Genomic DNA, 14,961 nt, shown 5'->3' with positions numbered 1-14,961 from the left:
ATGGTCTAGGAGGAATTAGTTTGGCGATCATCCGAAAAAGATTAGGCGATATATTGATCGAGCAAGGTCTATTGACCGAAGAAGATCTTCAACTGACGCTGAAAGAGAAAAAAGAAGACCAAAAATTAGGGGATGCCTTACTTTCCCGCGCGCTGATCACAGAGCAGCAATTGATTGAAACACTCGAAGTCCAGTTGAATATCCCGCACGTGACATTGTTCCGTTATCCATTCGACCCGAAATTATTCAATGTAGTGCCGAAGGAATTTGCCAAGCGCAATTTATTGGTGCCATTGAAAGTCGAAGGCGATAAGCTGTTTATCGCCATGACCGACCCGATGGATTTCATCACTATCGACGACCTCCGGCTGACAACTGGTTTCCAAATCGAACCGGCAATCGCTTCGCGTGACGATATTTTAAAAACCATTGCGAAATATTACGATGAAGAATCTTACGATGAGTTACTAGGTGAACTGCCAGATGTGTCACAAGAACAGAAAGAAGAGCTCAACGATAACGATGCTCCGATTGTCCGGCTCGTCAACCAGATTCTCTCCAGCGCGGTTTCCTTAAAAGCGAGCGATGTCCATTTCGATCCTCAGGAAGGCCAGATCGTTGTCCGCTACCGAATTGACGGGACGTTGCGAACAGAGCGCACATTGCCGAAAATGATGCAGCAAATGGTGACTGCGCGTATTAAGATCTTGGCAAACTTGGACATTACCGAAAGCCGGATTCCACAGGATGGGCGCATTAAGACCAATGTTGATTTTCGCCCCATTGATTTGCGTGTATCCTCTCTGCCGACGGTTTACGGGGAAAAGATCGTCATGCGGATTCTCGACTTAGGCAATAACTTGACCGATATTGCAAAACTTGGTTTCAGCGAGTTGAATATGAAACGTTTTATGCACGAAATTGAAAAACCGAATGGCATCGTCTTGATATCAGGCCCAACCGGTTCGGGTAAGTCGTCCACTCTATACGCAGCACTCAGTAAATTGAATGATGAAGCGGTCAATATCATCACCGTGGAAGATCCGGTGGAATATCAATTGCAAGGGATCAATCAGATTCAAGTAAACACCAATGTCGGGCTGACATTTGCCGCGGGATTGCGTTCTATTCTCCGGCAGGATCCGGATATTGTCATGGTCGGGGAAATCCGGGATAAAGAAACCGCTGATATTTCCATACGCGCCTCTTTGACCGGCCACTTGGTTCTCAGCACGATCCATACGAACGATTCCATCGCTTCCGTAACGCGTCTGATGGATATGGGCGTCGAGCCGTTTCTGGTCACAGCCTCGCTTAATGCGGTAGTAGCCCAGCGTCTAGTGCGGAAAGTGTGCCGCGACTGCCGTGAACTGCAGGAGCCGACTGTCAGAGAAAAAGAAATTTTCCATAAGCGCGGTTTGACGATAGACACCATCGCCAGAGGAAAAGGCTGTTCGCAATGCAATATGACGGGGTATCGCGGGCGTATGGCGATCCACGAAGTATTGGTCGTCGACGAAGAAATCAAAGAAGTGATCAACCGGAGCGGTACGGCTGCGGAAATCCGCAAAATTGCCGTGAAAAACAATACGATTTTCTTGATCGATGATGGCCTGATGAAAGTACAGGAGAGACTGACGACCACAGAAGAAATTTTGCGTGTCGCCACGATAGCGGAGTGATAATATGCCAACCACTTATATAGATAAAGTCCTGACGCAAGCGCGCAACTTAAATGTTTCGGATATTCATTTGACGACCGGCATCCCGCCCGTTTTCCGTATGAACGGCACCTTGAAGCGCTACGGCGATGAAAACTTGACGCCTGACATGACCAAGGAAATCGCCAAAGCGTTGATGCCGGAAATTCTTTGGCAGCAATTTCTCGATAAAGGCGAAATGGACTTTTCCTACTCGCTTTCCGGGGTTGCCCGCTTCCGCGTCAATTCCTTCCACCAGCGCGGATCGATTTCGCATGCGTTCCGGACGATTCCGACAGAAATCCCGACAATCGCTGATTTGCAAATGCCGAAAACCTTGGCGAATTTAGCGGAGACACCGCAAGGGCTCATTTTGGTGACAGGGCCGACGGGGTCAGGGAAGTCGACTACGCTAGCGGCGATGATCCGCCATATCAACGAAAATTTGACCAAACACATTATCACTTTAGAAGACCCGATTGAGTATTTGCATCGCCACGGCTCATCGATCATCGATCAACGCGAAGTTGGTTTTGATACAGATTCTTTCGCAGCTGGTTTACGCGCAGCTTTGCGCCAAGACCCAGATGTCGTTTTGGTCGGGGAAATGCGCGATTTGGAGACGATTTCGACCGCCATTACCGCCGCTGAAACCGGTCACCTGGTAATGGCTACCTTGCATACGTCCAGTGCAGCTTCGACGATTGAACGGATCATTGATGTGTTTCCGCACGGACAGCAGGCGCAAGTACGCACTCAGCTCGCCGGGATTTTAAAAGCGGTCGTATCCCAACGTCTATTGCCGACAGCGGATGGCAAAGGGCGTGTTGCTGCCACTGAAATTCTTATCAACAACCCGGCAGTGGCGAACTTGATCCGCACTGAAAAAGTCCATCAAATTCCGAATGTCATTTTGACGAACCGTTCATTCGGCATGCATATGATGGTGTCGTCTGTTCAAGAATTATTGGCGACTGGCAAAATCAGCCGTCAAACCGCACAACCGTTCCTTGAGGGGGGCGAGTAAATGGCCCGTTTCAAATACGAAGGCCGTGACCATAAAAAAATCCGCTCCGGTGTGTTGGTTGCAAAGACTCGAAGGGACGCCATCATCCGTTTGAGAGACGATGGCATCAAAGTGATCGACATCCGGGAACTCGAAACGACAGCCTTGCAAAAAGACATCGTCATCGGCAATCCGGTCAAACAGGATCAGTTCATCATGTTCTTGCGCCAGTTTTCTACGCTTATGCGGGCAGGGGTGACCATTGTCGATGCGGTGCGAATCTTATCACAGCAAGTGGAATCGAAGGCGCTGCAAAATGCCTTGATAGAAGTGGATGAGGAGTTGAGAAAAGGGAACTCATTGTCGGACTCGCTGGCAAAATATCCGAAAATCTTCGAGCCGCTGACGTTGAATTTGATTAAAGCGGGCGAGTTGTCCGGGAATATTGATGAATCTTTGGACCGTTTGGCGACGCATTATGAAAAAGCCTACCAAACGAAACAAAAAGTGATCTCTGCGATGACGTATCCGGCGGTCGTCGGTATATTGGCGATCGGTGTCGTGATCTTCCTGCTGTCATCCATCGTTCCAATGTTTGTCGACATGTTCGAAAGCAGCGGTGGAGAATTGCCGATGATCACGGTGTTCGTTATGGGGGCCAGCGATTTCATCATGAATTATTGGTATGTGCTCATTGCGGGAGTCGCCGTTACAGTCGGCAGTTTCTGGCTTTTGTACCGCAATGAACAAGGTAAATATATGCTCGATGCCCTGATGCTGCGCATGCCGATTTTTGGTAAAATATTGAAAAAATCGGCGCTGGCTCGGATGACTCGGACATTGAGTTCCCTGTTCTCCAGTTCGGTGCCAATTCTTCAAGCTTTGACGATGGTAGAGAAAGTTGTCGGCAATGCGGTCATTTCGAAAGTGGTGCTCGCTTCAAAGGATTCGCTCGAACGCGGCGGTTCCTTGACCGAACCGATGAAAAATCATTGGGCGTTTCCACCGCTCATTCCGCATATGATTTCGATCGGCGAACAAACCGGATCGCTCGATCATATGTTGTCGAAAGTCGCCGAGTTTTACGAAAAAGAAGTCGAAGCGGAGACAGATCGTTTAAAGGCATTAATCGAGCCGTTAATGATCGTTTTTCTTGCAGTATTAGTAGGGACTATAGTCCTTGCTATTATGATGCCGATGTTCGGTATGTTTGAAAATGTGGATACTATGTAGACTTTTATAGTATTTGAATAGAAAATATTGCTTATTTTTGTAAAAAAATCATTGCTATATCCATGTGCGTTGCTATAATGAAAATGTACTCAGAAAGTACCAATTGAAAGAAATAAGGAGGCAATAAAAATGAAGAAGTTTATTCAAAACAAGTTAAAAGAGCAGAAAGGGTTAACCTTGATTGAGCTTTTGGCGGTCATCGTCATTTTGGCCATTATTGCAGCAATCGCGATTCCGGCGATTGGGAATATTATTGAGAATAGCCGGTATAGTGCTGTTAAGTCGGATGCCACTAATGGAATAAGTGCTGCAAATATTTATTTCACAGAAAATCCGGATAAAACAACAGTAACCGCAACTCTTTTAGTTTCTGATGGTTACTTAGATTCAGCAGGGGAATTGCCGGTTTCTGGTTCTGCTACAGCTACTACAGCTGGGACTGGGGTAACATTATTTAAGAACGTAAACCCTATGTCTATTTCTACACCTGCTATTAATTTTTCTGGAAATAAGAATATTACATTTACTAATGCGACTGTTAATGGAATAAATGATGATCCAGAAAAAGGCAGTGAAATTGATGCTGATGGTCATACAATTAGTCAATAAAATAATTTGACTATTAGTAAAAAATTTAGGAGCTGAAAAAATGGCCTTATCGTTTTTATCGAGAAAAGCGCGCGTAGCGACGATTACAATAGAAGAAGATGCAATCCGCTATGTGGAATTGAAGTCGGTGTCTCCGCTTCAGTTAAGCGCCGCCGAAGAGCTTGCTCTTCCGGCTGGCGTCATTGAAGACGGCAAAATTGCCGATGACAAGACGCTTGGAACGATACTCGATGAGGCTGTCAATCAGTGGGGTCTCTCCAAAAAGTCAGTCCGATTCCTCGCCCCTGACGAATTTGTTATTATCCGCAAAGTCACCTACCCCGAAGATGTTAAACCGGATGAACTGAAGGGCCACTTCTTTATCGAAATGGGCTCGACAGTTTATCTGCCTTTTGAAGACCCTGTATTTGATGTGGTGCCTTACCATATGGATACGGAAGAACCAGAAGCGATCATCATCGCCTCCAAAGAATCGATCGTGAAATCATACGAATCGGTGTTTGATGAAGCAAAACTGAAGCCGGTGGTCGCGGACATCACGCCGCTCGCCCTTTACCGTCTGGCGTATGTAGAGCATGATTTCACAGAAGAGGAGCATGTCTTACTTATTGACGTGCGCCGTAAAAAAATGACCGTGTCGATCTTTCATGGGCATTACCCGCTGTTCATGCGCTCGGTCGATCTGGAATCTGCGACGACGATTGCGATGGAACCGGCATCCACGCTGGAAACGATTCAAGAAGAAACTGAAAAGCTGGCTAATTTCTACCGCTATAATTTGAATGCGGGCGCGTCCGGCATTACCAAAATCATCTGCAATATCGATCCGTTCGAATTCGAACAACTGCGCGGACCGATGGAAAATCGTTTTGCGGTGCCGTTTTTGCCGATTGTTCTTGGCGAGATCGCCTCCGATAAAACGGATTCTGTCTCGGCACGCTTTAACCGGGCAATCGGCCTTGCGCTGAAAGAGGTGTAAATGATGCTAATTGATATTAATTTACTGCCTCAAAAAGAACAGGAGCGGCCGTATCCTCTCATTATTGCCGGTGTGCTCGTGTTATTGGCTGTACTTAGTTGGGCTTTGCTGTTTTTCATGGCCCAAGCGGAAGAACGGGCTCAAGATGAACTCATTGAAGAGTCTGCGCTAGTCGCTGCTGAACAAGAAACGATACGCCAGCAGATCGGCGCGACGGAAGGCCTGAACGACGAACAGCAACTAAAAGAAACGGTGGAATGGGCAGAAAGCTATCAATTCGATACGGTGCCTCTGCTTGAAGAACTGGTCGCGGTGTTGCCGGAAAGAGGGTTTTTTAATACTTTTTCGTTTACCGGCCCGAATCTTGCGAGGCTGACACTTCAATTTGATACAGCGCGCGAAGCGGCTTATTACCTCACGCAACTGAAAACAGCTGAAAGTTTGGCTTCTGCGACATTGGATTCCGTGACGAATCAAGAATTGAATCTTCTTGAAGAAGATGTGATCGAAGATGAGGATGCCTTGATGCTGAATCCGAGATACTTGGCAACTTATAGCCTGGTGTTTGTCGATGACCGGATTCCTGCTGAAGGAACGGTAGCGGAAGACGGCACCATTATCGAAGAAGAAGTTGAGGGAGACACCGAACAACCGGTCGGAGATGACACTGAAGAAACTCCAGAAGTAGTTCCGGAAGAGCCAGAAACTGCGCCGGATGAAACGGAGGAGGATGCACTGTGAACTTTTCCAAACAGCAAAAAGATAACGCCTTGATCGTATTGGCCAGTTTGTTTTTAATTGCGGTCATCGCTTTCGCTTACTTCGCTACTTATGCGCCGGCGAAAGCGGCGAAACAACAAAGTGAACAAACGCTTTCTTCGGAACGTGAAGTGTTGATGGCGCTGGAAGGTCAATTGAAGGAACTGCCTGAAGGCGAACGTATCAATCCGCTCGATTTACAACAGAAAGTTGCGGTAGAGCCATTGACTGATAAAGTGTTGTTGCAAATCGAACAAGCCGAGCTGCTTTCGGACACACTGGTTCAATCCATCGGTTTTACCGAAGGCCCGCTTGAACTTTTGGCGCCGGTTGAAGGAGTCGAGAACATTCAGGAACTGTTAGCGACGGTTGAACTCGAAGCTTATGATTATGAAAGCATCACTGCATTTATCAAAGAAATTGAAGCGATGAAACGCATCATGGTGATCGAAGCGATCGATTTCTCCGCTTATCCAGAACAGACGCAGCAAATAAGCGAGGAAGAAGCTTTGGCTGTATCTATCCAGTTTTCCGCTTTCTACCGCCCGGATTTGATTTCATTGGCGGAAACGGCTCCTAAAGTCGATGCGCCGGCCCCGGCGAACAAAGTTGACCCCATGCCGCAAAATGATGGCACGTTTATTGTCATCGAAGCGGACGAGGAAGAGGAACTTGAAACCGAAGCAGATGTAGAGATAGAGGTAGACGTCGTTGAAGAAGAGACGGAACAATGATCATTTAGATGAACAACGGGAGAAATCATGGCGATTTCTCCTTTTTTGATAAAGAAAAATAGATGAAACTATACTAATTAAGTAAAAGAGGGTTGTTATGACTATTGCCTATACTGCCGTGTTTGCCGTCTTCGGACTGGTCTTCGGCTCGTTTTATAACGTCGTCGGCTTACGTGTGCCGAAGAAACAGTCAATCGCCTATCCACCATCTCATTGTACGAACTGTGAGCGGCGCTTGACGGTGCTTGACTTGGTGCCTGTGTTTTCTTATTTATTCCTCAAAGGCCAATGCCGCACGTGCGGTTCAAAGATCCACTGGGTCTATCCGATGATGGAAGCGATCACCGCCGTTTTGTTTACGGTTGTTTTCTTGAAATTCGGCTTGACGCCGGAATTGATCGTCGGCTTGTTGTTCGTTTCGCTGCTCGTCATCATCACAGTGTCGGATATCGCCTATATGCTCATACCGGATAAAGTGCTGCTGCCGTTTGCTTTAGTGCTGCTCGTCTTGCGCTTGATCGTGCCGCTCGATCCTTGGTGGGATTCGCTCGTCGGTGCGTCGGTCGGATTTTCCGTCCTGCTGTTGATTGCCATTTTATCTAAAGGCGGCATGGGCGGGGGCGACATCAAGCTGTTTTTTGTCATCGGGCTCGTGCTCGGAACGGCCGGGACTTTGCTGACGTTGTTCTTCGCCTCATTTATCGGTGCGGTCGCCGGCATCATTTTGCTTCGGGTAAGAAAACAAGGCCGAAAAACACCGATTCCTTTTGGCCCTTCAATCGCTCTATCCGCTGTGCTCGTCTATTTATGGGGCGAACAATTTATTGGCTGGTATGTTAATTTATTTATGTAGATTATAACTTTATTATGTAATCTTAAAAGTGATATAAGTATGAATTAGCATTTTAAATAATAAACAAGATATGGAGCAGAACGCCGGAGACTCCCGCGGGAAGCGAGAAAGATGAGACCCCGCAAGTCGAGAAGCGACTGAGGAGGCTAAGCGCTCGCCCGCAGGAAAGCGAAGGTGTTCTGTGGAATATCAACACGCTGAATCCACAAAAAAAGCGACAGAACCAAATCGGTTCTGTCGCTTTTTACTATTATCCGTTATAGCGGATCGGTGAAGCTGGCCCAAGATCAAGGCCGAACAACATCCAAACGATCAACATGATGGTCCAGAAAATCATGAAGAAAATTGAGTAGGGGAACATGACCGAGATCAATGTACCGATGCCCATTTTCTTGTCGTATTTCTGTGCGAATGCAATGACAATCGCGAAATACGTCATAAGCGGTGTGATGATGTTGGTTGATGAATCGGCGATGCGGTAAGCCATTTGCGTCAATTCCGGCGAATAGCCGAGCTGCATCATGATCGGCACGAAGACCGGTGCAAGCATCGCCCATTTCGCGGAAGCGGAGCCGATGAACAAGTTGATGATCCCGACGACGATGACGAAGCCGATGATCAACGGAATGCCCGTCAGGCTCATGGATTCCAGTGCTTGTGCACCGTAGACGCCGAGCACCATGCCCATGTTTGATTCAGCGAAGTAAGCGACAAATTGTCCGGCTGTGAACGCCAGGACAATGAAGACGCCCATTGATGCCATTGTGTCAGACATTTGTGCAGCGACGTCTTTGTCGCTCTTGATGTTCTTCGTGGCGATACCGTAAGCAAGGCCCGGCAAGAAGAACAGGATGGTGATGATCGGAACGAGTGAGCTCATGAACGGAGATTGGACGATGCCGCCGTCTTCTCCGCGCAATACGCCGCTTTCCGGCACGATGAGAAGTGCCGTCAAAATGACGCCGACCAGTGTCGTGATACCAGCCCACAGCAAGCCTTTTTTCTCAAGCGTTGTCAGGCCAGTCATTTCTTCGCGGAACTCGCCTTTGTATTCGCCAAGGCGTGGTTCGACGACTTTTTCCGTCACAACAGCGCCGACGATCGTCAACAAGAACACGGAGACGATAATGAAGTAATAGTTCATCGCGATGTTCATGCCTTCAGCATAGCCCGGGTCGATGATCGAAGCGGCTGCGATGGTCAGTTCCCCGAGCATCGCGTCCGTTGCCGATAAGAGCAAGTTGGCAGAGAATCCGGCAGAGACACCGGCAAACGCCGCGGCAAGGCCGGCAAGCGGATGGCGCCCAAGTGCGATAAAGATCACTGCGCCGAGTGGAGGCAAGACGACATATCCAGCATCCGATGCGACACTCGACATAATACCAGCGAAGACGAGCCCGCCAGTGATGAGGAATTTCGGAATCGATAAGACGAATCCGCGCAACACAGCCGAGATGAGGCCTGTGCGTTCCGCAACTCCGATCCCGAGCATCGTCACGAGCACGACGCCGAGCGGTGCGAAGCCGATGAAGTTATCGACCATGCTTGCGAAGATGTATTGAATGCCTTCAGCGTTCAATAAGTTCTTCACTTCCACGATTTCGCCTTCTTGGCCTGGGTGTTCGACAGAGATGCCGAGGTTCGCCAGCAAAGCGGAAAGCGCGAGGACGACGATTGCGAGAACCGCAAACAATGTCACCGGATGCGGCAGTTTATTACCGATCGTTTCGATGCGGTCGAGGGATTTTTGGAACAATCCCCGTTTTTGGTTTTTCAAAATAGACAAACTCCCTTCAAGCTTAAATGTGAAAAAGACTATTAAATTATTGTGTAATAGTAATTTTCAAAAAATTAAAGACTCTACCCATTATAAAACCTTAAGAAACATAAGAAAAGCTATTTAAGGAAGTGCCAATTGCGCTAATTTTGGATAATGTTTGACAAGTCTTGAGAATGCGCTCGGGACGGGCTATAGAGAAGCGTGCAATAACATTATCAAAACAATAAAAAAGTTAAGATAATCCTTGATCCTGTGAAAACGCTATCATCAAAAAAGGGATTTATAGGCTGGTTTTGAATGAAATTCAGTATTTCGCCATTTTGCCCCGGCTTTTTGATAATGGTATGATGGCTTGAAAAAAGGAGGTTTTTTTTAATGAAGTTCACAGCGAAACACCCGCTCATCCTGGCGTCGCAATCACCGCGCCGTAAAGAACTGCTGGGCCTGCTCGGAATTCCGTTTGAAATTGTGCCGAGCGATATCCCGGAACCCAATCCGCAAGATTTTCAGTCAGCGGTCGATTATGTCCACGCGTGCGCTGTACAAAAAGCGAAAGATATCGCAGGGAAGCACCCTGAAGCGCTCGTCATCGGATCGGATACTGTCGTCGTATTAAACGGGGAGATTCTATTGAAGCCGAAACACCAACAACAAGCGTCCGAGTATTTGCGCAAGCTGTCTGGCAATACTCATGAAGTCGTCACGGCCGTATGTGTGCGTCAAGGCGAGGAGGAAGTTAGTTTCCACGAAAGTGTCCGTGTGCGCTTTTACGAATTGCCTGCGTCATGGATCGATGCCTATACCGACACAGAAGATCCTTATGACAAAGCGGGGGCGTACGGCATCCAAACCGTGTCAGGCTTATTCGTCGAAGGAATCGAAGGCGATTACAACGCAGTTGTCGGCTTGCCGGTAGCGAAACTGCTCCAACACTTGATGAGAGCAGGCTATGTAAAAGTGGAGGGAGCGCATGACTATGCCCAATGAACAAGCGTTGATGATCCGCGATGTCCACATTGCCGACCGGCCGCGCGAACGGCTTATTAAACAAGGCGCGGTGAGCTTGTCCAATCAAGAGCTCATCGCCATCCTGTTGCGGACCGGCACCCGCGAAGAATCGGTTCTCCATCTCGCAAACCGTGTGCTTAAGCAATTCGAACATCTCCACGAATTAAAGCACGCCGCCATCGAAGAAATGACAGCGATCAACGGCATCGGCGAAGCGAAAGCCGTCCAGCTGCTCGCTGCCATCGAACTGGGGCGAAGGCTCGCTTCCAAACAGACCGATGAACGCTTTACGATCCGCTCCCCGAAAGACGCCGCCAATTATTTAATGGATGACATGACGTCGCTCAAGCAAGAGCATTTCGTCTGTTTATTCCTCAACATCAAAAACCAAGTGATGCACCGCCAAACCATTTTTGTCGGCAGCCTCAACGCCTCCATCGTCCATCCCCGCGAAATTGTGCGTCCATAAGGACTCTCAGAAAATCTGCTCTCGCAAAGCAGTAGGGAAATATCTCAGAGCAATACCCTGTCATCAGCCAACTTATCCGAAAGGGAAACCAGACGGGGAGTGTAGCATGTTGGAAAAGCCATGAGTTGTCTAGTTACCAAGACACGACTGAATGGCGAGATGAAAACGTGAATAAGGATGAAAGCTAAACTGCCTGAATGATAGCTCGAGGTAGACCACGGGGACTTACAGCGGGAGGTAACGATATACGCTGTACGGGATTTGCATTATTCTTAAAAACTTCGAGAATAATGACGGGATACAATTCCGACCAACTTCCATATAGAAGATAAAGAGCGAAAGTCACATCCGACATCACGTAAGCGAAGTTTCTGAAAGTCTAAATGGAGATTACCTAAGTCAGAATGCCAAACGGCTATGACATTATGTGTCTGAAAATCTGATATGGTAACGGAGCTTCCGTAGTAGTCCGAGATAGGGAAAGCCTATTACATGGCGAAGGGAAGCAGTTTATCTAGCTTAATACTAAATTGGGAAGGAGCGTGAGGCTCTATGAGAAATCCAAAAGTAGTATTAAACAATTTATCTTCCAATGCAAAAAACGAGGAATACACGTTTCAAAGATTATATCGAAATCTGTATAACACAGAATTTTATCTGGATGCCTATGCGAAAATTTATCCTAACAAGGGTAGCAATACCAAAGGTATTGATGATGACACCATTGATGGAATGAGTTTAGAGAGAATCGAAAAGCTAATTGAAAAGTTAAAAAACCAGAGTTATCAACCAAAACCATCACGAAGAGTATATATTCCGAAGAAGAATGGGAAACCTAGACCGCTAGGCATTCCGTCCTTCGAGGATAAATTGGTACAAGAAGTAGCTCGCAGAATACTGGAAAGTATTTATGAACCGCAGTTTTCAGACAATTCACATGCTTTCAGACCAAATAGAAGCTGTCATACTGCATTAGTACAAATTAGAAACACATTCACGGGCACTAGATGGTTTATCGAAGGTGATATAAAGGGCTTCTTTGATAACATCGAACACCACACTCTAATAAATCTTTTGCGTAAAAGAATCAAAGACGAAAAATTTATTAATCTTATTTGGAAGTTTCTCCGAGCGGGATATGTGGAAAAATGGGAATTTCACAAAACATATAGTGGAACCCCACAGGGTGGAATCATCAGCCCAATTCTCTCGAACATTTACCTAAACGAACTTGACCGTTATATTGAAAAATATTCACTTCAATATAACAAAGGTAAAAAGAGAACACACAATCTCGAGTACCACAACCTAGCATCCAAAATAGGGCACCGCAAAAGAAAAAATGAGAGTGAGTGGGAAGAGTTAAGTGAAGAAGAAAAAGTCAAAAGACTAAACGAAATAAAATCTCTTTATAAGAAATTACAAAGCCTTGATAGTAAAAACCTATTTGACCCAGAGTACCGCCGAATGAAATATGTAAGATACGCAGATGATTTCCTAATTGGTGTAATTGGAAGCAAAGAAGAAGCTGAACAAACAAAGCGAGACTTAACAACTTTCCTAGCGAGCGAACTAAAACTTGAACTCAGTGCTGAAAAAACATTGATAACACACAGCGAGAAAAACGCCCGATTCTTAGGATATGACATCCGTGTCGCCAGAGATTGGCATAGAATGAAAATGCCAAACGGAACTAAGAAAAGGAGATTTAATTTTCAAGCGAAACTTTTCGTGCCACATGAAAAATACATCAAAAAACTCATTGATCTAGGTGCATTAAAAATAGGCAACAACAATGGATGGAAACCTGTGCATCGCCCGTATCTAATTCACAACGATGACCTGGAAATAATACGCACATACAATGCAGAAATAGAAGGTCTGTACAATTACTACCGATTGGCAAGTAATGTACATGTACTTCAATCCTTCCGACAAACTATGAAATACAGCATGATTAAAACCTATGCTAATAAATATAAAAGTACCTTGAGCAAAATCATCAATAAATTCAGTATTAACAAAAATTTGGGTGTACTGTATGAAACAAAGGAAGGCTCTCGCATTGCGTATTTCACCGAACAGCGGATGGAGAAAAATACGGAGATTAAAAGCAATACAGTAGATATAATCGGACAAACTTTAGCGTACAGTGGCAGAACAAGCCTGATAGACCGTCTTTTAGCTGAAAAATGTGAATGGTGTGGTAAACAGAACGTACCACTTGAAATGCATCATATACACAAACTAAAAGACCTAAAAGGCAAAAAGCAATGGGAACAGAAAATGATTGCAAGACGGAGAAAAACCATTGCGATGTGTGTAAAATGCCACCTCGATTTGCATAATGGAAAGTTAGATTAGATAAATGGAAAGCCGTATACCCTGAGAGGGGTACGTACGGTTTGGAAGGGAGTTCCTGAAAACCTACTTAAGCAATTAAGCAAGGCGTCGGGTTCTTACCTTACTTCCGCGAAGCCGTCAGACGCTCGACCGCCTCGATTGTCTGTGCGCATAACCATCCTTCTGGAAATCCTGCCCCGTCGCCAGAAGACATCGATGTCACCAAGCGGCTCATGGAAGCCGGCTCGATCATCGGCATCGAACTGCTTGACCATATTATCATCGGCGACCATCAATTCACTTCATTAAAAGAAAAGGGGTTCATGTAGCACTGTATATTTTTTTCCGGATGTTCTATAATGGGTGGTATTGCGCAAAGCTGTTGCCGGTACCCCCGGTTTACATAAGAAAGGACCGATTCATGTGTTTGGATTTGCTTCAAAAGATATCGGCATCGACCTCGGGACGGCGAATACGCTCGTCTATTTAAAAGGGCGCGGCATCGTGCTCCGGGAGCCATCGATTGTCATCAAGAATACCCGCACGAATGAAATCGTCGCTGTGGGAAAACGCGCACGCGATATGATGGGCAGAACGCCTGGCAATATCGTCGCTTTGCGCCCGATGCAGGACGGTGTTATCTCCGACTACGACACGACGCTTGCGATGATTAAGCATTGCATCAGTGAAGCGACTGGCAAAGCGCCGGGTAAATGGCGCGGCGGCAAAGTGATGATCTGCGTGCCTTATGGCGTGACATCGATTGAACAGCGCGCCGTTTTGGATGCTGCGCGTGCGGTTGGGGCAGCGGAAGCTTATACGATCGAAGAGCCTTTCGCCGCAGCGATCGGCGCAGGGCTCCCGGTATGGGAACCTGTCGGCAGCATGGTCGTCGATATAGGAGGCGGAACGGCGGAAGTCGCCATCATCTCGCTCGGCGGCATCGTATCGAGTGAATCGATCCGCGTCGGCGGGGACGAGATGGACGAAGCGATCAAGCACTACGTCCGCAAGCGCTATAATGTCGTCATCGGGGAACGTACAGCCGAAAACCTAAAAATAGGCATCGGCACCGCTGCAGTCTTGAGTGAGGAGGAAGCGCAAGCGGAGATGGAAATCCGCGGGCGCGACCTCGTGACCGGCTTCCCGAAAACCTTGACAATCACCGCAAAAGAAATGGAAGAAGCGTTGAAAGAATCCGTGTCGCGCATCGTCGAAGGCCTCGGTACCACGCTCGAGAAGACGCCGCCTGAACTGGCATCCGATATCATGGACCGCGGCATCGTCTTGACGGGCGGCGGGGCACTGTTGAAGAATCTCGACAAAGTGATCGCGGATGCGGTTGGCATGGCAGTGTTCACAGCGGACCAGCCGCTCGATTGTGTCGCGCTCGGAACAGGGCGCGCACTCGAAAACTTCGACCGTTACCGCACGGCGATCGAAAGACGCTAAGTTTTACTGCTCTACACGAGCCAATCAATAAGGAGG

General features: G+C 47.1%; 12 protein-coding genes and 2 pseudogenes. 13 read left to right on the top strand and 1 reads right to left on the bottom strand.

Translation table 11 applies throughout. The features are described 5' to 3' along the window. The first annotated feature begins 20 nt into the window (after positions 1 to 20). The 8 genes from KTG14_RS05655 (at position 21) to KTG14_RS05620 (ending at position 7,873) form a co-directional block, all read left to right on the top strand. Positions 21 to 1,682 (top strand): GspE/PulE family protein, encoded by a 1,662-nt coding sequence (locus tag KTG14_RS05655; RefSeq protein WP_216970015.1) that lies wholly within the window; start codon positions 21 to 23, stop codon positions 1,680 to 1,682. Positions 1,683 to 1,686: 4 nt separating this feature from the next. Next, the gene (locus tag KTG14_RS05650) at positions 1,687 to 2,727 is read left to right on the top strand and encodes a type IV pilus twitching motility protein PilT (RefSeq protein ID WP_216970014.1); all 1,041 of its coding nucleotides are present in this window, start codon (positions 1,687 to 1,689) and stop codon (positions 2,725 to 2,727) included. Then, the gene (locus KTG14_RS05645; protein ID WP_216970013.1) at positions 2,728 to 3,939 is read left to right on the top strand and encodes a type II secretion system F family protein; all 1,212 of its coding nucleotides are present in this window, start codon (positions 2,728 to 2,730) and stop codon (positions 3,937 to 3,939) included. Between the two features lie 129 nt (positions 3,940 to 4,068). Next, positions 4,069 to 4,548 (top strand): prepilin-type N-terminal cleavage/methylation domain-containing protein, encoded by a 480-nt coding sequence (locus KTG14_RS05640; protein WP_216970012.1) that lies wholly within the window; start codon positions 4,069 to 4,071, stop codon positions 4,546 to 4,548. A 40-nt stretch (positions 4,549 to 4,588) separates the two neighbouring features. Beyond that, a complete protein-coding gene (gene pilM / locus KTG14_RS05635; protein ID WP_216970011.1) occupies positions 4,589 to 5,527 on the top strand; it encodes a type IV pilus biogenesis protein PilM in 939 nt (312 codons plus the stop codon). 3 nt (positions 5,528 to 5,530) lie between these two features. Then, positions 5,531 to 6,268 (top strand): PilN domain-containing protein, encoded by a 738-nt coding sequence (locus tag KTG14_RS05630; protein ID WP_216970010.1) that lies wholly within the window; start codon positions 5,531 to 5,533, stop codon positions 6,266 to 6,268. Next, a complete protein-coding gene (locus KTG14_RS05625) occupies positions 6,265 to 7,020 on the top strand; it encodes a pilus assembly protein PilO (RefSeq protein WP_216970009.1) in 756 nt (251 codons plus the stop codon). Before KTG14_RS05630 ends, KTG14_RS05625 begins: the two co-directional genes overlap by 4 nt. Before the next feature lie 97 nt (positions 7,021 to 7,117). After that, entirely contained in the window at positions 7,118 to 7,873 is a 756-nt protein-coding gene (locus KTG14_RS05620) for a prepilin peptidase (protein ID WP_216970008.1), read from the top strand. Positions 7,874 to 8,123: 250 nt separating this feature from the next. Here KTG14_RS05620 and KTG14_RS05615 read toward each other — a convergent pair whose 3' ends face one another. After that, on the bottom strand, positions 8,124 to 9,650 hold the full coding sequence (locus KTG14_RS05615) for an AbgT family transporter (protein WP_216970007.1): 1,527 nt from the start codon (positions 9,648 to 9,650) through the stop codon (positions 8,124 to 8,126). A gap of 378 nt (positions 9,651 to 10,028) precedes the next feature. Here KTG14_RS05615 and KTG14_RS05610 point away from each other — a divergent pair, with 378 nt between their 5' ends. From KTG14_RS05610 to mreB, 5 genes and pseudogenes are all read left to right on the top strand, one after another. Continuing rightward, positions 10,029 to 10,640 carry a Maf family protein gene (locus tag KTG14_RS05610; RefSeq protein WP_216970006.1) on the top strand — a complete coding sequence of 204 codons (612 nt, stop codon included), beginning with the start codon at positions 10,029 to 10,031 and terminating at the stop codon, positions 10,638 to 10,640. Then, a pseudogene (radC, locus tag KTG14_RS05605) lies at positions 10,630 to 11,124 on the top strand (RadC family protein); the annotation flags it as partial. The gene KTG14_RS05610 and the pseudogene radC, both read left to right, overlap by 11 nt. A 558-nt stretch (positions 11,125 to 11,682) precedes the next feature. Then, a complete protein-coding gene (gene ltrA / locus KTG14_RS05600) occupies positions 11,683 to 13,494 on the top strand; it encodes a group II intron reverse transcriptase/maturase (protein WP_216970005.1) in 1,812 nt (603 codons plus the stop codon). A gap of 104 nt (positions 13,495 to 13,598) precedes the next feature. Then, a pseudogene (locus tag KTG14_RS05595) lies at positions 13,599 to 13,802 on the top strand (JAB domain-containing protein); the annotation flags it as partial. Between the two features lie 94 nt (positions 13,803 to 13,896). After that, positions 13,897 to 14,925: a rod shape-determining protein gene (mreB, locus tag KTG14_RS05590; protein WP_216970004.1), complete on the top strand. Its 1,029-nt coding sequence runs from the start codon at positions 13,897 to 13,899 to the stop codon at positions 14,923 to 14,925. The last annotated feature ends 36 nt before the right edge of the window (positions 14,926 to 14,961 follow it).

It is taken from the genome of Planococcus sp. CP5-4_YE (assembly GCF_019042655.1).
Lineage (GTDB): Bacteria > Bacillota > Bacilli > Bacillales_A > Planococcaceae > Planococcus.
This window is presented reverse-complemented; position numbering and strand designations above follow the sequence as displayed.

Excerpts from the sequence above, each read along its gene's own strand:
- KTG14_RS05650 (WP_216970014.1), top strand. The coding sequence starts at position 1,687 with ATGCCAACCACTTATATAGATAAAGTCCTGACGCAAGCGCGCAACTTA.
- KTG14_RS05645 (WP_216970013.1), top strand. The coding sequence starts at position 2,728 with ATGGCCCGTTTCAAATACGAAGGCCGTGACCATAAAAAAATCCGCTCC.
- KTG14_RS05640 (WP_216970012.1), top strand. The coding sequence starts at position 4,069 with ATGAAGAAGTTTATTCAAAACAAGTTAAAAGAGCAGAAAGGGTTAACC.
- pilM (WP_216970011.1), top strand. The coding sequence starts at position 4,589 with ATGGCCTTATCGTTTTTATCGAGAAAAGCGCGCGTAGCGACGATTACA.
- KTG14_RS05630 (WP_216970010.1), top strand. The coding sequence starts at position 5,531 with ATGCTAATTGATATTAATTTACTGCCTCAAAAAGAACAGGAGCGGCCG.
- KTG14_RS05620 (WP_216970008.1), top strand. The coding sequence starts at position 7,118 with ATGACTATTGCCTATACTGCCGTGTTTGCCGTCTTCGGACTGGTCTTC.
- KTG14_RS05610 (WP_216970006.1), top strand. The coding sequence starts at position 10,029 with ATGAAGTTCACAGCGAAACACCCGCTCATCCTGGCGTCGCAATCACCG.
- ltrA (WP_216970005.1), top strand. The coding sequence starts at position 11,683 with ATGAGAAATCCAAAAGTAGTATTAAACAATTTATCTTCCAATGCAAAA.